The sequence below is a fragment of the Duganella rhizosphaerae genome, assembly GCF_040364205.1.
Classification (GTDB): Bacteria; Pseudomonadota; Gammaproteobacteria; order Burkholderiales; family Burkholderiaceae_D; genus Rugamonas; species Rugamonas rhizosphaerae.
The window spans coordinates 1-4,032 of record NZ_BPWK01000041.1 but is presented as its reverse complement, the minus strand read 5'-3'; the positions used below and the strand labels follow the sequence as shown (position 1 = coordinate 4,032).

The window sequence follows — 4,032 nt, the reverse complement described above, 5'->3', positions numbered from 1 at the left end:
GTCAATCCCGACTCCGCCGCGCTGGGACTGCACGCCGGCCACCTGGCCTACATCATCTACACCTCCGGCTCGACCGGCCTGCCCAAAGGCGTCATGGTCGAACATGCAAACTTGCTCAATTTCCTGCACAGCATGCGGCAAGCCCCCGGCATCGCGCGCGACGACGTCGTGCTCAGCGTGACCTCCGTCTCGTTCGATATCGCCGCGCTGGAACTGTATCTGCCGTTGATGGCCGGCGCCCGCATCATCCTGGCCGTGGCCGCCGCGGCGGCCGATCCGCAGCAACTGACCGCGCTACTGCAAACGCACCAGGTCAGCCTGATGCAGGCCACGCCGTCGACCTGGCGCATGCTGCTCGCGCACGGTTGGCCTGCCGGTGTGCGAAGCCTCAAGGTGCTATGCGGCGGTGAGGCGCTGCCCGCCGATCTGCTGCAGCAACTGCTGCGCCACGTGCCGACCGTATGGAATCTGTACGGCCCCACCGAGACGACAGTCTGGTCCACCCTGCGCGCGCTGGGCGCGGCGGACTTGCGGCCATCGATCGGCCGCCCGATCGCCAACACCCACGTCTACCTGCTGGACCGGCACATGGAGCCGGTGCCGCAGGGCGTGGCCGGCGAACTCTACATCGGCGGCCACGGCGTCGCACGCGGCTACCTGAACCGACCCGAGCTCACCGCCGAACGTTTCGTGAACGATCCCTTCAGCGCCACGGCCGGCGGCCACCTGTACCGGACCGGCGATCTGGCCCGTTACCTGGCCGACGGCGATATCGAGTACCTGGGCCGCAACGACTTCCAGCTCAAGCTGCGCGGCTTCCGCATCGAACCCGGTGAAATCGAGACGGCGCTGGCGGCGCTGCCCGGTGTCAGCGCGGCGCTGGTGGTGGCGCGCGAAGACCTGCCGGGCGACGTGCGCCTTGTAGCCTACATCGTCGCAGAGTCCACGCTTGACGACGCACACTTGCGCGCGGCGCTCGCCGGCACACTGCCCGACTACATGCTGCCGGCGCATTTCGTCGCGATCGAACGCCTGCCGCTGACCCCTAACGGCAAGCTCGATCGCAGCCGCCTGCCCGCGCCCGACCTCGACGACACCGACACCGGCGCCCATGTAGCGCCAGCCACGCCCACCGAAACCGTGCTGGCCGCGCTGTGGTCCGAGGTGCTGCAGCGCGAACGCATCGGCAGCACCGACAACTTCTTCAGCCTCGGCGGACATTCGCTGCTGGCTGTGCAGCTGACGGCCAAGGTGCGCGCGCGTTTCGGACTTGACTTCCCGCTGCGCGCGCTGTTCGACGCGCCGACCGTGGCCGCCATGGCGCGGCGCATCACGCTGCTACGCGCCGACGGCGCCGGTGCCGCCGGACCGTCGATCACGCCGGTGGACCGGACGGCGGCGCTGCCGCTGTCGTATGCGCAAAAACGCTTCTGGTTCCTGGAACAATACGCCGCCGGCCAGGGCTACTACAGCGCGCCACTGGCGCTGACCCTGAGCGGCCCGCTAGTGCTCGACGTGTTCCAGCGGGTGTTTGCCGCGCTGGTCGCGCGCCACGAACCGCTACGCACCGTGTTCGTGCAAGAGGACGGCGTGCCGCGCCAGCTCATCCTGCCGGCGCTGGCGCTGGACTTGCCGCTGATCGACCTGAGTACGCTGGAAGCGGCGCCGCGCGAGGCGGCGATCCGCCAGCACATCGCCTCCGAGGCGGCTACTCCGTTCGACCTGGCGGCCGGCCCGCTGCTGCGCACGCGGCTGCTCAAACGCCGGGACGACGAGCACGTCTTCCTGCTGACCTTGCATCACATCCTGTACGACGGCTGGTCGATGGGCGTGCTGGTGGACGAATTCACGCGCCTGTACGCGGCCTTGAGCGCGGGCCGCGATTCGCCGTTGGCGCCGCTGCCGATCCAGTACGCCGACTACACCTGGTGGGAACAACAGCAACTGGCCGGCGACAACCTGGCGCAACAGCTCGCCTATTGGAAACAGGAGCTGGCCGGCGCGCCCGCGCTGCTGGCCCTGCCCACCGACCGGCCACGGCCGCCACGCATGGGCCACGGCGGCGCCAGCCACCGGCTGCTGCTGCCGCCGGCGCTGGCCGCGCGCCTGGCCAAGCTGGGGCGGCGCCACCAGGCCACCCTGTTCATGGTGCTCAGCAGCGTCTACAACGTGCTGCTGCACCGCTACAGCGGCCAGGACGACCTGTGCATCGGTGCACTGTCGGCCAACCGGCCGGCGCAAACCGAATCGCTGATCGGCATCTTTGTCAATATCATCGCCCTGCGCAGCACCATCGCGGCGGGCGACACCTTTGAGACGCTGCTGGCGCGCACCCGCGACAAGCTGTTGGCGGCCTACGAGATGCAGATGCCGTTCGAGTTGCTGTTGCACCACGTGGCCACCGAGCGCAGCGGCGCCTACCTGCCGTTCGCGCAAGTGGCGCTGAACTTCCGAAGCGAATTCGATCCGCAGGCCATCGTGCAGCAGGGCGGCGACGGTGCGCTTGCCATCACCGGCCAGCACGCCGGCAGCGTTACCCATGCCCACTTCGACCTGAAACTGGAAATGGCGCTGGAGACGGCCGGACTGCGCATCGATATGGAATACAACACCGAGCTATTCGACGCCGCCACCATCGGCCGCATGGCCGGTCATTTCGCGCAATTGCTGGAAAGCGTGGCCGCCGATCCTGCGCAACCACTACGCGCGCTGACCATGCTCAGCGCTCAGGAACAGCGGCAATTACTGGTCGAGTTCAACGACACCGCCACCGCTTATCCGCCGGAACTGCTGGTGCATCAGCTGTTCGAGGCCCAGGTCCAGGCCAGCCCGGACGCCGTCGCGCTGCGCTGCGCGCATCAGCAACTCAGCTACGGCGAACTCAACGCCCGCGCCAACCAGCTGGCCCACCGCCTGCGCTCGCTCGGCGTGGGACCAGAGATCCGCATCGGCGTGTGCGCCGAGCGCTCGCTCGAGATGGTGATCGCGCTGTTGGCCGTGCTCAAGGCCGGCGGCGCCTATGTGCCGCTCGATCCAGGCAACCCGCCGGCCCGGCTGGCCCACATGCTGGACGACGCCAGCCCGGCGCTGGTGCTGACCCAGCGGCACTTGCTGGCCTGCCTGCCTCCGGCCGCGCCGGTGGTGCTGCTGGACGCGCCGGCGCCGGAGCACTATCCGTCCGACAATCCGTGCATACTCAACACCGCCACCAACCTGGCCTACGTGATCTACACCTCGGGTTCCACCGGCCTGCCCAAGGGGGCGATGAACCAGCACGACGGCGTGGTCAACCGGCTGCTGTGGGCGCAGCAGCAGTTCGCGCTCCAGCCGGACGACCGCGTACTGCAAAAAACTCCGTTCGGCTTCGACGTCTCGGTGTGGGAATTCTTCCTGCCGCTGCTGGCCGGCGCCCAACTGGTGCTGGCCCGTCCCGACGGCCACCAGGACCCGCTCTACCTTGCGCAGCTGATCGAACAGTGTGGCATCACGGTGCTGCATTTTGTGCCGTCCATGTTGCACACCTTTATCGAACAGGCGCCGGCTGCAAGCTGCCGCAGCATCCGCCACCTGCTCTGCAGCGGCGAAGCTTTGCCGCATCCGCTGCAGGCACGGGTGCGCGCAGAGCTGCCCGGGCTGGCGCTCCACAACCTGTACGGCCCCACCGAGGCGGCGGTCGACGTCACCTATTGGAACTGCGCCGACAGCGGCGAAACCGGACCGGTGCCGATTGGCCGACCGATCGCCAACACCCGCATCCACATCCTCGACGCCAGCCTGCAACCGGTGCCAATCGGCGTCGCAGGCCAACTGCACATCGGCGGCGTGCAGGTCGGCCGTGGCTACCTGAACCGGCCAGAGCTGAGCGCCGAACGCTTCATCGCCGATCCGTTCAGTGACCGCCCCGGCGCCCGCCTGTACCAGACCGGCGACCTTGGCCGCTACCTGGCCGACGGCAGCATCGAATACCTGGGCCGTAACGACTTCCAGGTCAAGATCCGCGGCTTCCGCATTGAGCTCGGTGAAATCGAAGCC

Annotated in this window: 1 protein-coding gene; it reads left to right on the top strand. The window is 68.3% G+C overall.

Going from position 1 to position 4,032, the window contains the following annotated elements; all coding sequences use genetic code 11:
* Positions 1-4,032 (top strand): non-ribosomal peptide synthetase (locus RUGAMON1_RS32455; RefSeq protein ID WP_445234392.1); only part of this gene is annotated, 4,032 nt, incomplete at both ends.